14 protein-coding genes are annotated in these 15,438 nt (G+C 69.0%); 2 read left to right on the forward strand and 12 right to left on the reverse strand.

Annotated elements, in window-relative coordinates:
* Nucleotides 1–44: 44 nt before the first annotated feature.
* The 9 genes from ABC271_RS14690 to ABC271_RS14730 form a co-directional block, all read right to left on the reverse strand.
* Entirely contained in the window at nucleotides 45–1,880 is a 1,836-nt protein-coding gene (locus tag ABC271_RS14690) for a choice-of-anchor Q domain-containing protein (protein ID WP_412925576.1), read from the reverse strand.
* A 34-nt stretch (nucleotides 1,881–1,914) separates the two neighbouring features.
* The gene (locus ABC271_RS14695; protein ID WP_412925577.1) at nucleotides 1,915–2,787 is read right to left on the reverse strand and encodes a ribokinase; all 873 of its coding nucleotides are present in this window, start codon (nucleotides 2,785–2,787) and stop codon (nucleotides 1,915–1,917) included.
* On the reverse strand, nucleotides 2,784–3,626 hold the full coding sequence (locus tag ABC271_RS14700; RefSeq protein ID WP_412925578.1) for a carbohydrate ABC transporter permease: 843 nt from the start codon (nucleotides 3,624–3,626) through the stop codon (nucleotides 2,784–2,786). The genes ABC271_RS14695 and ABC271_RS14700 overlap by 4 nt, the downstream gene beginning before the upstream one ends.
* Nucleotides 3,623–4,585 (reverse strand): carbohydrate ABC transporter permease, encoded by a 963-nt coding sequence (locus ABC271_RS14705; protein WP_412925579.1) that lies wholly within the window; start codon nucleotides 4,583–4,585, stop codon nucleotides 3,623–3,625. The genes ABC271_RS14700 and ABC271_RS14705 overlap by 4 nt, the downstream gene beginning before the upstream one ends.
* A gap of 53 nt (nucleotides 4,586–4,638) precedes the next feature.
* Nucleotides 4,639–5,988, reverse strand: coding sequence for an extracellular solute-binding protein (locus ABC271_RS14710; protein WP_412925580.1), 1,350 nt, complete (start codon nucleotides 5,986–5,988; stop codon nucleotides 4,639–4,641).
* A gap of 6 nt (nucleotides 5,989–5,994) precedes the next feature.
* Entirely contained in the window at nucleotides 5,995–7,023 is a 1,029-nt protein-coding gene (locus ABC271_RS14715) for a nucleoside hydrolase (RefSeq protein ID WP_412925581.1), read from the reverse strand.
* Nucleotides 7,023–8,345 carry an ADP-ribosylglycohydrolase family protein gene (locus ABC271_RS14720; RefSeq protein ID WP_412925582.1) on the reverse strand — a complete coding sequence of 441 codons (1,323 nt, stop codon included), beginning with the start codon at nucleotides 8,343–8,345 and terminating at the stop codon, nucleotides 7,023–7,025. Before ABC271_RS14720 ends, ABC271_RS14715 begins: the two co-directional genes overlap by 1 nt.
* Nucleotides 8,346–8,397: 52 nt before the next feature.
* A complete protein-coding gene (locus tag ABC271_RS14725) occupies nucleotides 8,398–9,447 on the reverse strand; it encodes a LacI family DNA-binding transcriptional regulator (protein ID WP_412925583.1) in 1,050 nt (349 codons plus the stop codon).
* Nucleotides 9,448–9,784: 337 nt separating this feature from the next.
* Nucleotides 9,785–10,621 (reverse strand): alpha/beta fold hydrolase, encoded by an 837-nt coding sequence (locus ABC271_RS14730; protein WP_412925584.1) that lies wholly within the window; start codon nucleotides 10,619–10,621, stop codon nucleotides 9,785–9,787.
* A 315-nt stretch (nucleotides 10,622–10,936) separates the two neighbouring features.
* Here ABC271_RS14730 and ABC271_RS14735 point away from each other — a divergent pair, with 315 nt between their 5' ends.
* Both ABC271_RS14735 and ABC271_RS14740 read left to right on the forward strand, forming a co-directional pair.
* Entirely contained in the window at nucleotides 10,937–11,473 is a 537-nt protein-coding gene (locus tag ABC271_RS14735) for a DsbA family protein (RefSeq protein ID WP_412925585.1), read from the forward strand.
* 3 nt (nucleotides 11,474–11,476) lie between these two features.
* Entirely contained in the window at nucleotides 11,477–12,712 is a 1,236-nt protein-coding gene (locus tag ABC271_RS14740) for an MFS transporter (RefSeq protein ID WP_412925586.1), read from the forward strand.
* A gap of 83 nt (nucleotides 12,713–12,795) precedes the next feature.
* On the opposite strand, the gene ABC271_RS14745 is transcribed toward ABC271_RS14740, so the two are convergent.
* From ABC271_RS14745 to ABC271_RS14755, 3 genes are all read right to left on the reverse strand, one after another.
* Nucleotides 12,796–13,362, reverse strand: coding sequence for a YbhB/YbcL family Raf kinase inhibitor-like protein (locus ABC271_RS14745; RefSeq protein WP_412925587.1), 567 nt, complete (start codon nucleotides 13,360–13,362; stop codon nucleotides 12,796–12,798).
* A gap of 73 nt (nucleotides 13,363–13,435) precedes the next feature.
* Nucleotides 13,436–14,764 carry an MFS transporter gene (locus tag ABC271_RS14750; RefSeq protein ID WP_412925588.1) on the reverse strand — a complete coding sequence of 443 codons (1,329 nt, stop codon included), beginning with the start codon at nucleotides 14,762–14,764 and terminating at the stop codon, nucleotides 13,436–13,438.
* 124 nt (nucleotides 14,765–14,888) lie between these two features.
* The gene (locus ABC271_RS14755; RefSeq protein WP_412925589.1) at nucleotides 14,889–15,401 is read right to left on the reverse strand and encodes an MmyB family transcriptional regulator; all 513 of its coding nucleotides are present in this window, start codon (nucleotides 15,399–15,401) and stop codon (nucleotides 14,889–14,891) included.
* Between the last annotated feature and the right edge of the window lie 37 nt (nucleotides 15,402–15,438).

The following is a 15,438-nucleotide window of genomic DNA, read 5'->3' on the forward strand; positions in this document are numbered from 1 at the left end:
CCGGCGAAGATACTCACGGCAGCGACCCGACCGGACGTGCGCGGCTACAGCTGCTGCAGCCAGACGTCGTCGATCTGTTCCCAGGTCCCGCCGCCCGCGCCGTACAGGCCCGCGTGGAGTCGGATCGACGTCTGTGACCCGGTCGTGAAGCTGACGACGTATCGGGTGTAGTCCGCGGCCCGGCCGTGCCGGATCTCTCCGATGACGGCATCCGTCGTGGTCTTGGCGCCGATCCACGCGTTGTTCACGCCCGTCGAGCTGCGCACCCACACGGTGAGCCGGTAGGTGGTGTTCGGCGTGACGGGCACCGTCTGTCGAAGCGCTCCCCAGGCAGTCCCCGACGTCGCGATCCAACCGTTGTCGAGCCCGGAGTGTGCCTTACCGGCGTTGACGTCGACGCCGTAGGTGAGGCCGCCGCCGTCGCTCCACCAGGGCGTCGTGGTCGCGGAGATCGCCGTCTGCGTCTCGAACCCGCCGTCGCTGACGAGGTTGGTTCCCAGGCCGGATGGCGACGTCTGCAGTTCATGGGCCCCGATGTCGGTGCCGAGACCGACATTCCTCGGATTCCCGGCCAGATCCGTCGTCGACGACGCGGCCGTTCCGTTGTCGACCGCCGGGCTCGTCTGCACCGGCCGGTAGTCGCGGGCAGAGGCGTTCACGTATGCCGGAGCGGCGATGATGTCCCCGGCGCCGAGGGCGTAGCTGAGCTTCACGGACGGCGCGAACAGGTTGTGGTCGTGCGGGAAGTTGAAGAAGCTGAACTTTCCGGACGTCTGGAAGATGTTGTTCCGGATCGTGGCCCAGCCCGCGCTCGGCGACGGCCCGGTGACGCGGTAGTAGTACTGGTCGAACAACGTCGCGCTGTCGGAGGACCGGATGACCGTGTTGTTCTCCACGACGTAGCCGCTCGGCGTGGTGGTGGTGTCCCACGCGATGAACTGCTGGTAGTCGTCGCTGACGTTCTCGCTGACGGTCACGTTCGCCGTGGACGTCTCGGTCACCTCGAGGAAGCCCTGCGACCCGCGCGAGTAGTTGTGGTGGATCGTGACGTCGTCCTTCGTGTACAGGAAGCCCTCGATTTCGACCGCGCCCCCGTCGGCACCGTAGGGGCTGTCCGTGGAACGGCAGTTCAGGAAGTCGTTGTACGCCAGCTCCACTCCGCTGTTGTTGACCGAGACCCCTATCGCGCCGTAGGAGGTTTGAATACCCGAGTCCGGACCGCGGTAGGCGATCCGAAGATTCTGGAACGTGTTGTGCAGCACCTTCGAGTCGGCGCCGTAGGTCTTCACCCCGACGCCGACGTCGGTGAAGGTGCTGTCCTGCACGAGCACCCCCGTGCCGTTGCCGGTGACGGCGACCGCGCCGCTCCGCTCGTACTTGGGGCCCGTGATGCCCGCCCCGTCAGCGTTGTCGAATACGGCGCCGTTGGAGAACGCGATGTCCTTCACGGCGACATAGGGGGCGTCGACGAGCAGCATGTTCCAGCCGCCCGGATTGGTCAGGACGGGCTGTGCGCCAGTGCCGTATGCGGTGACGGTCACGGGATTCGTGCTCGTCCCCCCACCGGAGATCGTCGCCGACCCGGTGAACGTATCTCCGCGTTCGAACGCCACGACGTCACCCGGCGAGAAGACGTGGGAGGTGACCTTGGCGAGAGTCCGCCACGCGGAGGCGGGCGACGTGCCCGCACTGCCGTCATTGCCTGACGTGGCGTCGAGGTAGTAGACGGTTCCGCCGGCCCCGGCGGCGGGGTTCCCGGAGTTGGACGGGCGGGCCCCGGTCGCGGGCGAGAGCGGATCAGCGTTCGCCGGTGACGCGACGCCTGCCACCAGCAGGGCGAGGGTGGCCGCGCCGACGGCGACAGCTCGGATGACTTTCATGTCTGCTCCTTTGCAGAGGGAGGGCCGGCAGTGTTCAGCGCTCGGATCGCGCCAGCTGAACGGTCCGAGAAGCGGCATCCACCGCCCGCGCGGTGGCCTGGTGGAGCGAGTCCCCGAGAGCGAGTCGTCCGGCGAGCACGCCGGCGAACGCGTCCCCGGCACCCGTCGTATCGACGGCGGTGACGGCCGGGGCCGGGAGGAGATCGACGGCGTCGTCGATGGCCACGAAAGCCCCCCGCGGTCCGTCCGTGACCACGACCGAGCGGGAGCCGACGGAGAGGGCACGGGCGAGGTCCGGTGCGCTCCTCTCGCGAAGGCCGGTGAGGAGCTCCGCTTCGTGTCGGTTGACGATCAGCGGGTGCGCGAGCGCGAGCACCCGTCGATCGAAATCACCCATCGGACTGGGGTTGAGAAGGAAACGCGCGTCTCGGGACTCGCACCACTCAGCCGCCCGATGCACCGCCTCCGGCGGAACCTCGAGCTGGCAGAGGACGACGGCCGGGCGCAGGAGGTCGAGCGCGGCGAAGACGTGATCGCCCGTCAGATCCGCGTTGGCCAAGGGAACGACGATGATGCTGTTCTCACCGTCCGGCGTGAGGGTGATGAAGGCATGTCCCGTCGGGTGCGACGACGTGCTCACGGCATCCAGGGACACTCCCGCACGGGTGAGCGTCGCACGCGCCGCGGTTCCCGCGGCATCCGTTCCCACCGAAGCGACCAGCGCCGTGTCGACCTCCCGCGCCGCCGCGAGGGCTTGGTTGGCGCCCTTTCCCCCGACGGCCTCGACCACGTCGCGACCCGCGACGGTCTCGCCCGCGCCCGCACGCCTGTCAGCGGTCACCACGACGTCGAGGTTCACCGATCCGACGACCGCGACGCGTGCGGCTCGGCCGGAAGCGGCGCTCACTCCTTGCTCCCGGTGCTCGACACGGAGGTGACGAAGAAGCGCTGCAGGCCGAGCAGGATCGCTGCGGGGATCACCGCGAGGATCGCCGTCTCGGCGAACACCCGACCGTAGTCGCTCGAGAACGCACCGAACGATTTCGCGATCGCGACGGGCGCCAGATCCATGGCCTGCGTCGAGGTGATCAGGATCGGCCAGAGGTAGGCCTGCCACTGGAACAGGAAGAGGATCAGCCCAGCACCGATGAGAGCGGGCCTGGTGAGCGGGAGGTAGATCGACCAGTAGATGCGGAACCACCCGGCTCCATCGAGGTGAGCGGCCTCGGACAGGGAGAGCGGGATGCCGAGGAAGAACTGCCGCAACGTGAACACGGCGAGACCGTTGCCCAGGCCCGGGAGGATCAGCGCGACGAGCGTGTTCGCGAGCCCCCAGTCCGAGATGATGCGCGAGAGCGGGATGGCGATGGCCTCGAAAGGGATCAGGAAGCTGAGGACGACCACCGTGAAGACCGCGCCCCGGCCGCGGAACGGGATCACCGCGAGGGCGAAAGCCGCGGCGGAACTGACGACGAGCCCCACGACGACGGTTGCCGCGGCGACGGCCAGGCTGTTGCCCAGCGCGGAGAGGAAACCGCTGTCGATCGCGGAACGGAGGTTGTCCAGCGTCCAGTCCTGCGGCCACAGGACGTGCCAGCTCAGCGGTGAGCTCGAGGCGAACGTCTCCGTCGCCGACCGGAAGGTGCTCGCGAGCAGCCAGAGCACCGGCGCGAGGAAGGCGAGCGAGATGACGACGGCGAGGGCCGTGAGGATGGCGCGCGACAGGAGGCGGGGGCGGGCGTTCATTCTTCGTTCGCTCCGTTTCCGAGCAGGCGGAACTGGATCGCCACGATGACGATCATCAGGACGAGGAGGACGACGAGCTGCGCGGAAGCCTGGTACGGGTCGCTGAGTTCGAAGCTGCGGTGGAAGATGTCGTACATCAGGAAGTTGCTCCGGCCTTCCGGACCCCCTCCGGTGAGGATCTGCACCGGTGCGAACAGCACGAAGTTCGAGACCGTGTCGGCGACGAGGACGAACAGCAGCGGACGCCGGAGCATCGGCAGAGTGACCGAGAAGAAGGTCCGCAGGGGGCCGGCACCGTCGAGGCGCGCCGCCTCGTAGTACACCGGCGGGATGTCGTTGAGGCCGGCGATCAGGAACATCATCCAGTAGCCGATACCGATCCAACTGGCCAGCACGATGATGGAGATCATCACCTGATCCGGGCTGGTGAACCACGGCTGCGCGGGCACCCCGAACAGCTGCAGGAAGCCATTGACCGGCCCGTCCGGGCGCAGTGCGATGCCCCAGACGATGGTGCTTCCCGCGAGCGGCACCGCCGCTGGCAGGAAGATGAGCGTGCGCCACAGACCTCGGCCGGGGAGGTTCTGGGTCAGAAGGACCGCGAGGAGCAGGGCGAGGACGATCTGCAGAGGATTGACGATGACGTTGAAGACCAGCGTCTGCAGGACGCTGTTCCAGAACGCGGGGCTGGCGAACATCTTCGCGAAGAGGTCCAGCCCGACGAACTGCGGCTCGACGAGACTGCCCGGCAGACCGCTGCGCGTTGCATTGACCACCGCGAGCACCGTCGGCCAGATGCGCAGCAGAACGATGAGGACGATGGTCGGGATGAGAAACGCCGCCGCGGCGAGGACGTCACGGCGCGCGCTTCCTCGACGTCTGCCGCGCGCGCGGGCGGGCGCGGGCGCGGAGACCGTGACCGGATCCGCGCGATCGAGCCGGTGTGTTGTCGAAGTCATGGTGTCTCCCTGAGCGCCGGTACCGGGGCGAACCCCGGTACCGGCGGGTGGTCTTACTGGCGGTACTTCGACCAGGCGTCGTCGAGTTGCGTCGACGCCGATGCGAGGGCCGTCTTGGCATCCGTGCCGTTGATGATGTCGTCGAAGGTCTTCGTCATGACGTCTTCGAACTCGACGTACCCCACGGTCTGGAGTCGGAGCGTGGCGGTGTCGGCCAACTCGCTCTTCATGAGGTCGATCACCCCCGCGAACCGCGGGTCCGTGAAGGCCTCGGAGTCGTAGAACTTCGCCGAACCGACGAGGTTCGACGGAGGGACCGCCAGTGCCGACAGGTATTGCGCGTAGCCCCCGTCGTCGATCCCCATGAACTTCATGAAGATCGCGCTCGCGTTGGCCTTGTCCGGGGTCGTCTGCGGGTTCATCCCCAGCGCCCAGCCACCGGTCGGCGTCGCCGCGTCGCCGCCTTCGAACGCAGGGAACGGTGCGATGCCGAAATCGAGGCCCTGCTCGGCGACGAACTGCGTTCCCCACCACGGACCGCCGACGTAGTAGGCGACCTTGCCCGCGGCGAAGAGACTGGGCGTGTCGGCGACCGAGACCCCTCGAGGAGACAGCCCGTCCGCGAAGAGGGACCCGTACCAGCTGAACGCCTTCTCCCAGCCGTCGTTCGTCACATCCGGCGTCAGATTGCCGTCGCCCGTTCCTCCGGGGCCTCCCCCGGCGCTCTCGGCGAGAGGCTGAAGCTGGTAATACCGGTCGATCTGGTCGAACAGCAGCCCGTACTGCGCACCGGCGCCCTGCGCCTTCTTCGCATCCGCCGTGATCTGCTCCCACGTCTCACGGTCGGCCGGAGCCGCTCCGGGGGCGGCGATGCCCGCGGCCGAGAGAAGGGACTTGTTGTAGTACATGATGTTCGTCGACGTCTGATAGGGCATCGTCACGAGCTTCCCGTCCACCGTCGCCGCCTGCAGACTGCCGGGATCCACCGCGGAGGCGAGGTCGGGGAAGGTGCCCGTCATGTCGGTCAGCCACCCGCGCGCCGCATAGGCGGCGGTGCGCGGCATGTCCACGTCGAACACGTCGATGGCATCCGACGACGATGTCAGCCGTGCCGCCAGGACGCTGTTGAAGTCGTCGAAGGGAACTGCCTCGTAAGTGACGGTGATGTTCGGGTGCTGCTCGTGGAACGCGTCGAGGACGGGCTGGATCTGCTTGGCGTCGTAGGCGGCGCCAGCATAGGTGATGGTGATGGGCTGGGTCGGGTCGGTGAGGTCCGTCGGCGCGACACCGTCGATGGTTCCGGAACCGCCGGAGCCGCCGCTGCACGCCGTGAGGGCGGCCAGAGCCAGCGCGGTTCCGGTGCCGGCCGCAAGCCAGCGGGTCACGCCATTGTGAGATCGCATGTCGGGTTACTCCTTCTGCTGTGGGTGTTCGGTGCCCGGTTCGGGCGCGGGGGTGAGGTCGATGCGGGAGAGGAAGAGTCGGCGGAAGGCGTCGACGTCGGTGTCGATCGCCACGGTCGCATTCGGGATGCCGGGCACGGTCAGTGACAGTCCTCGATCCGCGACCACGAGCCCACGGGCGAGCTCGCTGACCAGTTCCACCTGGACATGAGCGCTGTCCCAGTCGCAGATGCGAGGGTCGAGATGGGCGGCGATCACGAGGGGATCGTGGAGGAAGCAGCCGACGGCGTGCTCGGGCCGCTTCGGGAACGCGAGCGCCAAGTAGTCGATCCAGGCGTTCGTGCACTCGCCGACCCACCGTGAGAACGGATCGGGGGATGCCAGCATCCGTTCGGCGTCCGCGCGGGTGAGCAGGACCTTGGAGGTCTGGTCCAGACCGACCATCGTGATGCGTCCGCCGCTGCGGAGGACGGCGTCCAGGGCTTCGGGGTCGACGTACGCGTTGAAGTCGCCGACCACGGTGATGTTCTGGGCGTAGGTCGTCGCGCTGCCGGCCATCAGGACGAATTCCCGGACGTTCGACGCGAATGCCGGCGACCTCTCGATGGCAAGGGCGAGATTGGTCATGGGGCCGATCGCGAGGATCGTGATCTCACCGGGGAATCGCTCGACCTGCTCGATCATCCAGTCCGCCGCGTCGATGTCGACGTTCGGCCCGCGCAGCTGCCCCGTGGTCGCGGCGAGAGCGTGTCCGGGTACGGCGTCGAAAAGAGCGCGCACGGAAGCCATGTCCCGCGTCAACGGGGCATCAGCACCCGCCACGACGGGGAGCTCGGGGACGCCAAGACGATCGACCAGGTTCCTCGCCACGTGCACCCCCGTCGCGAGGGTCACGTTGCCGTTGACGATGGTCAAGCCGAGGACGTCCAGGTCGGGGTCGCGCAGGGCGAAAGCGATCGCGAGGCCGTCGTCGATGTCGCTGCCGGGTTCGCCGAGCCCGGGGTCCGTGTCGATGATGACCTTGCGCCGCGTCATCACCGCACCACCTTCGACGGGGCTGCGACGGCGATCCGCGCGACGGCCACGGTGCGCGCGGCGAGTTCGTCGATCGTGATGCGGTCGAAGTCCCGGATGCTGCTGCGCACGCGATGGTGCGTGGAGCCGACGAGCTCGGCGGGGACCGCGTCGTCGCCGTGCAGGGCACCGTAGACGCTCCCCGTCGTCGCGGCGGAGGAGTCCGTGTCGCGTCCGGCCGCGATGGTCAGGGCGACGGACTCGGTGAACCCGTCTCCCCACAGGAGTCCGGCGGCGATCCCGGCGGCGTTGTGGATGGTGTGCACCCAGTTGTAGTGACCGAGTTCGCGGTCGATCCAGTCGAGCGCATCGACGGCGCTCGCGCCTCCGCGGTGGACTTCGAGGATGCCATCGAGCGCCGCGGCGAGGCGGGAGCGGTCCGGGACGAAGCGCCGGGCGATGGTGAGCGCCTCCTCGGCACTCTCCGTCGAGAACGCCGCGGCCACGAGGGCGGCGGCCCAGGTCTCGCCGTAGATGCCGTTCTTCACGTGGGTGAGCCGCGCGTCGGTGAGGGCCATGCGCGCGGCGGAAGCGGGATCGCCGGGGTGGGCGTATCCGAAGATGTCGGCGCGGATCAGCGCTCCGATCCATTCGCGATACGGATTGTCGACGACGGCGGTCTCCGGAGCGTGGAGGCCGTGGACGAGGTTGCGGTAGGCCGCGCGCTCAGCCGTGAACGTCTGGGTGAACGGGATACGGTCCAGCCATTCGGTGGCGATGTCCGCCGTGGTCAGGTCGCGACCGTACCGCTCGAGCAGGTGCAGTCCGAGGATCGTCCAGTCGATGTCGTCGTCCCGGGGGACATCGGTGAACCGCCCTGCCGCGGAATCGGGAGCGGATTCGTGAAGGTGGGACACCCCGGCGGGGAGCGGATCGAGGAGCGCGACGTAGCCGGTCTGCGGCCACTGCCCCGCGGCGCGCAGGTAGGCCTCCACCTCGGCGCGGGAGAGCCCCTCGATGGGCTTTCCCAGCGTGTTGCCGACCGTCCGCCCGAGCCACGCGCCGCGCACCCGTCGCGGCAGGTCGTCCGGGTCGACCGGGCGGGGCTCGACCCCCTCGCCCAGCAGGGCGAGCGTCGCCGTGTCGCTGGGCTCGACGTAGGGCCAGTCGGCGCGCAGCGGGGCGGCGGCGAGGCGTCCGCGGATGCGAGCGAGCTCGTCTTCATCGGATGCCGCGGCGGCGACGCGCGCTCGGGACTCGAGGTCGCCGATCAGGTATCCGGAGTGAGCGAGCTGCTCCGCCTCGTCGGGAACGAGGTCGCGAGGGTCGAGCGCAGAGTGCACGGAGGCTTCTTCCTTGATGAGGGGGCGGGGACGTCGGTCGGCGAGGAGGCCGTCACGCCGATTCGCGGGTCTGGAGCGTGTGCTGGACCAGCACGTGCCGGTGGGTCGTCGTCATGCCCTCCGCGATGCGGTGGAGGAGGAGCTCCCCCGCCGCGCGGCCGATCTCTTCGGCCGGAATCCGGACCGTCGTCAGCGCGGGGCGCACCAGGGCGGCGGCCTCGATGTCGTCGACGCCGATGATCGCGACGTCTTCCGGAACGGCCAATCCCTGCCGCTGAGCGGCATCCAGCGCGCCGATCGCCATCATGTCGTTCCCGCAGAACACCGCGGTCGGCCGATCAGGTCGACTCATGAGCCGCGTCATCGCGTCGAATCCGCTCTCGCGTGTCCATTCCCCGTGCTCGACCATGTCCGCAGCCACGGGCAGGTCGAGGTCGTGCATCGCTCGCCGGTACCCGAGGTGCCGAGGCTTGCCGGGGGTGTGGCCCAGTGGTCCCGTGATGGTCGCGATGCGACGGTGGCCCAGGAGGTGCAGGTGCATCACGGCATCCGCCGCGATCCGCTCGTCGTCCGCCGTCACCCAGTCGATCGGGAGCGTGGACGCGCCGGCGCCGACGGCGACCACCGGGATACCGGCCTCACGCAGACGAGCGATGTCGTCGTCGACATCGCTCACGGCGATGACGACGCCGTCCGCCCGCCGCTGAATCGCGTCGGTGACGAAGGCCTGGGTGAGTGCGCCCTCCCCCGCGCCGGCGTCGAAGAGCATCACCACCTGGTTCTGGCTGGACACCGCGGACTGCAGACCCCGCGCCAGCGACGGGTAGAACGGGTTGGTGATGTCCTGGGCGATCAGCGCGATGGTGTTGCTCCGGTTGCGATTGAGAGCCTGGGCGAAGAAGTTCGGGCTGAAGCCGAGTTCGTCCATGACCTTCTCGACGCGGCGGCGGGTCTCCGCGGAGACCGGCCGGTTTCCGGAGAGCACGTGCGAAACGGTCGTCTTGCTGACACCCGCCGCAGCGGCGACCGCCTGGATCGTCACCGCCGGAGTCGACTCCGGTCGAGCATCGACACCACCCAAACCGGTTTTACGATCACTCATCGATACGCTCCGTCGCGAAGAGATTTGGTATGACACTGCAGCGCAAACTGTTTGCAAACTAGTTTGCGTACTGGCACACTAGCGCGAAGCTCGGCGAGCGTCAACGCCGCGTCGCCCGTCGCCTCCCCCGCATCGGTCTGTGCGCGCGAAGAACCGGCGAACCGCTCATGTGGCGACGCCGCCGACGTCGTTCTACATCCACTACGGCAGCTAGCGCCCGGACGGCGAGGGGGCCGCACGCGGTGCCGAACGATCGGGCGTCCTCCGTCGAAGAGACACAGAAAACGGCGCACCCCGGGGTCACCGGGATGCGCCGTTTCTTCGCGCCGAAGGGGTTTCAGGCGCGGATGAACTCGAGGATGTCGGGGTTGATGACATCCGCGTGCGTCGTCAGCATGCCGTGCGGGTAGCCCTCGTAGATCTTGAGGGTGGAGTCGCTGAGGAGCTCGTGCTGCTTGAGGGAGGCGTCCTTGTAGGGCACCACCTGGTCGTCATCGCCCTGCAGAACCAGGACGGGGACGGAGATGGCCTTGAGGTCCTCCGTCTGGTCGGTCTCGGAGAACGCCGCGATGCCGAGGTAGTGCGCCTGCGCGCTGCCGGTCATGCCCTGACGCCACCAGTTGGCGATGACCGGCTCGGAGACCTTCGCGCCTTCCCGGTTGAAGCCGTAGAACGGGCCGGCGGCGACGACCTGGTAGAACTCGGCACGGTTGGCCGCGAGCGCGCTGCGGAAGCCGTCGAACACCGAGATGGGCGTGCCCTCCGGGTTGTCGTCGGTCTGAACCATGAGCGGCGGGACCGACGAGACGAGAACGGCCTTGGCGACGCGACCCTGAGGCTCCCCGTACTGGGCGACGTACCGCGCGACCTGGCCGCCACCGGTCGAGTGTCCGATGTGGACGGCGTTCCACAGGTCGAGGTGCTCGACCACGGCGTTCGCGTCGCTGGCGTAGTGGTCCATGTCGTGCCCGGTGCTGATCTGCGACGAGCGTCCGTGACCGCGGCGGTCGCTGGCGATGACACGGAAGCCGTTGTTCAGGAAGAACAGCATCTGGGCGTCCCAGTCGTCCGAGGACAGCGGCCAGCCGTGGTGGAACATGATGGGCTGGGCATCGCGCGGGCCCCAGTCCTTGTAGTAGATTTCCGCGCCATCTTCCGTCGTCACAAAGGGCATGGTCGACCTCCAGGGTTATGTGATCCCGAGTTCTTCTCGGGACGGCTATCGGGCGTTCCCTGCTGCGGATCGAGCGGGAGCGGTCTCACGGTAACCGCCGCCCTCGACCACACCGCTCCTACTTTTGTTCAGACTCTTCCCCAGCGTCTCGGGACGCCGAGCCGGGTGCGGCCGCGCGTTCCCTCGGCGCTTCCGACATCTGTCCTGTGGCCGGCCGCGCGGCGACGGCTAGCGTCTGGGCCAGCAGACGAGCTACGCACGCCCTCGACGCCCTGCAATCGCCGCCCGCCCCCGCCCCGTGAGATCGGACCCGTCATGTCGCACCTTCGCATCCCCGTCTCCGATCAGGACCACAGCGTCGGTCCGACCGACGCGCCCCTGGCCCTCGTCGAGTACGGCGACTACCAGTGCCCCTACTGCGGCGAGGCTTTCCCCGTCGTCAAGGATCTCCTGCAGCAGTACGACGGCACGATCCGCTTCGTGTTCCGCAACTTCCCCCTCCCGGAGATCCACGCCGAGGCCGTGGACGCCGCCTTCGTCGCCGAATTCGCGGCGGAGCACGGCCAGTTCTGGCAGGCGCACGACCTGCTCTACGAAAACCAGACGCGCCTCGGCCCCCAGCTGTACAAGAGCATCTGCGAGTCACTGGGCCTGAGCGTCGCGGACCTCGAGAAGGCCGCCGCCGCGGACACGTACACCGCTCGGATCCGGGCCGATGAAGACGGCGGCATCCGCAGCGGGGTGAACGGCACGCCGACGTTCTTCCTCAACGGCGCCATCGTCCAGGCCGGGACCGCCGGACTCGCGGACGCGATCCGATCCGCGCTCGCGCACGGGAAGCCCGGGTCCTGACGCATGGCGCGGGAAACACCTCTCGGGCTGCCGCAGACGTCCCACGGGGCCGGGTTCTGGGTCGTCGCGATCGCGTTCCTGGTCGTGATGGCCTACGCGACCGTCCCGACACCGCTCTATCCGCTGTACCAAGAGCTCGACGGCTTCCCGGTCGCCGTCATCACACTGATCTTCGCCGCCTTCGCGGTCGGAGTCGTGGTCAGCCTGTTTCTCCTCGGTCACGTCAGCGACTGGATGGGGAGGCGGCGGATGCTGACCGTCGCGATCCTGGTCGCGGCTCTCTCCGCCGTCCTCTTCCTCGTCTGGACGAGCGTGCCGGGACTCCTCGTTGCGCGGTTGGTGAACGGCGCGAGCGTCGGGATCCTCACCGCGACGGCCACCGCTCACCTCGGCGAGCTGCGCGCGCACGCTCGGCCGACGGAGAGCACGATCGTCGCCGCCTCCGTGGCCGGCGCCGCCAACCTCGGCGGTCTCGCCCTCGGTCCGCTGATCGGAGGGCTCTTCGCCGAGTTCCTTCCCGATCCCCTCGTCCTGCCCCACGCGGTCTTCCTCGTCGTGCTCCTGGCCGCCGCCATCGCCGTCACCCGCGTCCCGGAGACCGTTGCGTCCCCCGACGAGCCCCGCGCCTACCGCCCGCAGCGCATCGCGACTCCCCCGCGCTCGAAGACGGCGTTCGTCGCCGCGGGCTTCGGGGCCTTCGCCGGCTTCGCCCTGTTCGGGCTGTTCACCTCGCTCGCACCGACGATCCTCATCGGCACGTTCGGCGAACACGACCATCTCCTCGCCGGGGCCACCGCGTTCTCCGTCTTCGCCGCCGCAGCTGCCAGTCAGGTCGCGCTCGCGCGGGTGCCGCTGCGCGTCCGCCTGACCGTCGCCGCCGCGTGCTGCGGCGTGGGACTCGCCGCGGTCGCCGTGGGCGCTTCCACCCCCTCCCTGGTCGTGTTCCTCGCCGGCGGGGTCGTGTCCGGTGCGGGAGTGGGTGTCCTGTTCGGCGCGGCGGTGGCGACCGCCTCCGGGCTGGCAGAGCCCGGTCTCCGCGGGGAGACGCTGGCGCTGATCTTCCTCATCGCCTACTGCGGACTCGCCCTGCCCGTCATCGCGATCGGCGTGGTGCTCACCTTCGCTTCACAGACCGTCGTGGTCCTCGTGTTCGCGTCCCTCGTGCTCGTGGTGACCGTCGCCGCGGCCCTCGTCATGCGCCGCGCGGCATCCGTCCCCTCCGTCGACGGCCGGGCCTGAGACGATCGCGCGGACGCACGCTCGCCCCGCCGGCGCGACGCGACCGGGCGGGGCGAGCATGCTGTCCGGATGAGCTGTGGACCTCAGGGTCTCGAGAGCGGCGACGCGATCAGCTCAGGGGCTCCGTCCTCGCCGGTCTGCGCAAGGCCGATCAACTGGGCGCGGGCGATGATGTGCGGACGGAGGCGGAGCCCGACGATTGCGGGGGTCGCGTCCTCGGCGACCACGAGGGCGGGAACGTCGAGAGCGCTCACCGTGTAGGTGTACCGGTGCGGACCGGTACCGGGAGGTGGGGCGGCCCCGATGAAGACGTCGGTGCCGTACTCATTCCGGCGGCGGGCTGCGCCGAGCGGGAGGAGCGCGTCATCGGTGCCGGCGCCGGCGGGGAGCGAGGTGACGTCGCTCGGGATGTCGATGAGCGTCCAGTGCCAGAAGCCGGAGCCACTCGGGGCGTCGGGGTCGAAGACGGTCAGGACGTAGCTCTTGGTGCCCTCCGGAGCGCCTTCCCAGTCGAGTTGCGGCGAGCGGTCCTTCCCGCCGGCGGCGGAGCCGCGCACCCAGACCGGCAGCGGGCCGCCGTCGTCGAAGTCGGGGCTCGTGAGCGTGAAGGTCGGGACGATCGGGAGCTTCCAGTTCGGGTCGTTGGTCATGTCAGTGGCCTTTCTCGGGCGAGGGATCGGGAGGGAACCGGCAGGGCGGCGGTGCGGGTGCGGAACGTCGTCGTCACGGCGCGGGTCTCTTCTCCGAGACGGCGACGGATGCGGACGGAGCGTGTTGCGGAGCGCGAAGGGGACCCGCGCTCGTTACCGCCTGGACGGCAACGCCGACGACGGCGACAGCGACAACGGCTGCCGCGTAGACGATGACGGCGGCGGCGAGGCCGAGAGGGGCGATCAGCAGACCGGCACCGATCGCCGGCACCCCGAAGGCGACGTAGTTCACGACGTAGATCGCCGAGAACAGCTCGCCCCGCTCGTGGACGCGGGCATGGGGGATGACGAGGCCCACCGCCCCGGCGAAGGCCATCCCGAATCCTGCGCCGCTGACCACGGTCCCGACCACGAGAATCGCGACGGAGCCGAGGGCGATCGCGAGGATGTCGCCGAGTAGGCCGAGCGCGATGAGGAGCGCCCCGACCGTGGCCCCCGTGCGGGCGCGGAGTCGCTGACTGAGGACGACGGTGACGGCGCCGGTCGCCGAGAGCCCCGCGATGAGAAGGCTCGTGGCGACCTCATCTCCCACGAGGAGGAGGTCGCGCGCCGTCTCCCCGACGACGGACAGGGAGAACCCTCCTGCCATCCACACGGCCGCCGCGATCGGAATGGCCTTCATGAACGGTCGTCGAGCCGCTCGTGGCACGGCCACTCGAGGGATCAGGCTCCTCGCTGCGCCGGGCCGCTTCGACGATGATTCGCGCAGCGCGGAGACCGCGCCCACGCTGACCGCGAACAGGACGGCGAAGACGCCGAAGACGACCGCCTTGGGGTCGGGGTGGAACTCCGCGACGGCCCCCGCGAAGACGGCCCCCGCAGCGAGACCGGCCAGCGGCCCGACGCTGCCGAGGGTGGCCGTCAGCCGCGCGCGGTGTTCTCCCGCGAAGTCGGCGATGGCCGCAGAGATCGCGCCGGTCGCGGCGCCCGTGGCGAATCCTTGCAGGGTGCGAGCCACGACGAAGATCCCGATGTCCTGGGAGACGAGGAACAGAATCATCGACGCCAGCTCCAGCACGGTCGCCGCCAGCATGACCGGACGTCGACCGACGTGGTCGGAGAGCCGGCCCACGACCAGCAGCGTGACGAGGATCGCGAGGGCGTAGACGGCGAAAGCGAAGGTGAGGAGCCAGGGCTCGAAATCCCACGCCCGCAAGAGCAGCGGGAGCAGGGGCGACGGAGCCGCCGCTGCGGCGAAGAAGAGGAAGAGGACGATGGTCGCCGCGGTCAGGCCGTACGTGTCGGCGCGGCGGGACCGGCGGCGCGGGCGCGAGGCCTCCGATGCGGGTCGCGGTGTCATTCCCGCGCGGGCATCCTCGGCGGGATCAGTCAGGTGGGTCATGCGCGGACGGCGTCTCCTCGAGCGGCGGGGCTACGACCAGAACGGATCACCGCCGGGTCACTGCGACGCTAGATTCCGGGTCCTCGAGCGCACATCCCCTGCATGAGAGCGCGACCTCACCTGGTCACCCGTCTGCGAGACGGTTCAGCGCCGCGCGAGAGGCGTCGTCCGTGCAGCGCAGGACCGTCAGAGACAAATCGGACCGCCCCGGCATGGTCATCGCGTGAGCGGCGAGAGAGATCGAACCGACGCGCTGATGGAGCACGCGGAACGGCACGGGCTCGACCGTCTCGGAGGCACCGGCCCACGCCGCTCGGAAGTGCGGACTCATGGATGACATTTCACCGACCAAGAGTTCGAAATCTTCGTCCCCTTCGTATCGGAGCAGGGATTCCCGCAACGTATCGGCGATCTGTTGGCGGTCGACCCTCAGATCCTCGGGGAGCTCCTCTGTGGAGAACAGGGCGCGTACGAGATTGACCCCCTCGCGGAAGACGGGTGAGAGTGCTGTGGCGAGAGCATTCGAGGCGACGACGGTCAGATAGCGATCCCGGATGAATGCGGGAACGGCGACCCATCCGTCGATCATCAGCCGCGCCTCGGATGTGGCGACGTTCGGCAGCTCACCGTCCCCCATGGTCGCAGGCTAGTAATTGCCGTGATTGTCGAGGTGG

This window comes from Microbacterium canaveralium (genome assembly GCF_047238045.1).
In the GTDB taxonomy this organism is placed as follows: Bacteria; Actinomycetota; Actinomycetes; order Actinomycetales; family Microbacteriaceae; genus Microbacterium.

Coding starts and splice junctions, on each gene's coding strand:
- ABC271_RS14690 (WP_412925576.1), bottom strand. CDS start 1,880: ATGAAAGTCATCCGAGCTGTCGCCGTCGGCGCGGCCACCCTCGCCCTG.
- ABC271_RS14700 (WP_412925578.1), bottom strand. CDS start 3,626: ATGAACGCCCGCCCCCGCCTCCTGTCGCGCGCCATCCTCACGGCCCTC.
- ABC271_RS14705 (WP_412925579.1), bottom strand. CDS start 4,585: ATGACTTCGACAACACACCGGCTCGATCGCGCGGATCCGGTCACGGTC.
- ABC271_RS14710 (WP_412925580.1), bottom strand. CDS start 5,988: ATGCGATCTCACAATGGCGTGACCCGCTGGCTTGCGGCCGGCACCGGA.
- ABC271_RS14715 (WP_412925581.1), bottom strand. CDS start 7,023: ATGACGCGGCGCAAGGTCATCATCGACACGGACCCCGGGCTCGGCGAA.
- ABC271_RS14725 (WP_412925583.1), bottom strand. CDS start 9,447: ATGAGTGATCGTAAAACCGGTTTGGGTGGTGTCGATGCTCGACCGGAG.
- ABC271_RS14730 (WP_412925584.1), bottom strand. CDS start 10,621: ATGCCCTTTGTGACGACGGAAGATGGCGCGGAAATCTACTACAAGGAC.
- ABC271_RS14735 (WP_412925585.1), top strand. CDS start 10,937: ATGTCGCACCTTCGCATCCCCGTCTCCGATCAGGACCACAGCGTCGGT.
- ABC271_RS14740 (WP_412925586.1), top strand. CDS start 11,477: ATGGCGCGGGAAACACCTCTCGGGCTGCCGCAGACGTCCCACGGGGCC.
- ABC271_RS14745 (WP_412925587.1), bottom strand. CDS start 13,362: ATGACCAACGACCCGAACTGGAAGCTCCCGATCGTCCCGACCTTCACG.
- ABC271_RS14750 (WP_412925588.1), bottom strand. CDS start 14,764: ATGACCCACCTGACTGATCCCGCCGAGGATGCCCGCGCGGGAATGACA.
- ABC271_RS14755 (WP_412925589.1), bottom strand. CDS start 15,401: ATGGGGGACGGTGAGCTGCCGAACGTCGCCACATCCGAGGCGCGGCTG.